Source organism: Vibrio sp. 1288 (assembly GCF_033344475.1).
Map to the genome: position 1 here is coordinate 1 of NZ_JAWPOX010000528.1, position 697 is coordinate 697.

Here is a 697-nt window from a genome sequence, read left to right on the forward strand (position 1 = left end):
GTTGTTTCTTTCGCGTAATCAGTATCTTTAATACGGCTGTTAGATGCATTAACGTTTTCGTTAATGTTGTCTAGGTTGCTGATTGCGTGGTTGAAACGGTTCTGGAAAGCACCTAGTGACGCACGTTGGCTGTCTACTGATTTAAGTGCACCGTCGATAACTGCTACAGCTTCTTGAGAGCCTGCAACCGTTGTTACGTCGATGTCTTTAACCGTTACGTCTTTCGCATCACCAAAACCGATCTCGCCAGCTAGGTTGCCAGAGAACTCAACTTCACCATTTACTTTCTGAGTAGAAGCAAATACTTGTAGCTTGCCGTCTTCACCAACAGACGCTTTTACATCTTCGCTTTGACCGTTGATGTAAGTTGCTAGCTGCTCAATGTCGTCGCCTTGCTTAGCCTTGATGGTAAGTTCTTTCTCTTCACCTTGTTTGTTGGTGTAGCTCATTTTAAGCTCAGTTTTATCACCAACTGTCCAAGATGCATCTTTACCTTCTTCTGCTGAGTAGCTCTTACCACCCATTGCTGAAGTATCAGAACGTAGGCTGCCCATAGAAAGCATTACTGCTTCGCCAGAGTCCGCACCGATTTGAAAAGATTGAGTACCGTACGTACCGTTAAGCAGTTTGTTACCACCGAAAGAGGTTGTTTCAGCGATACGGTTTAGTTCGTCGTTTAGCGCTGTTACTTCTTCTT

The 697-nt window shown here is 44.5% G+C and carries 1 protein-coding gene; it reads right to left on the minus strand.

From position 1 onward, the window contains the following. The coding region (locus R8O11_RS27835) for a flagellin (protein ID WP_318194948.1) at positions 1 to 697 on the minus strand (697 nt) is incomplete at both ends.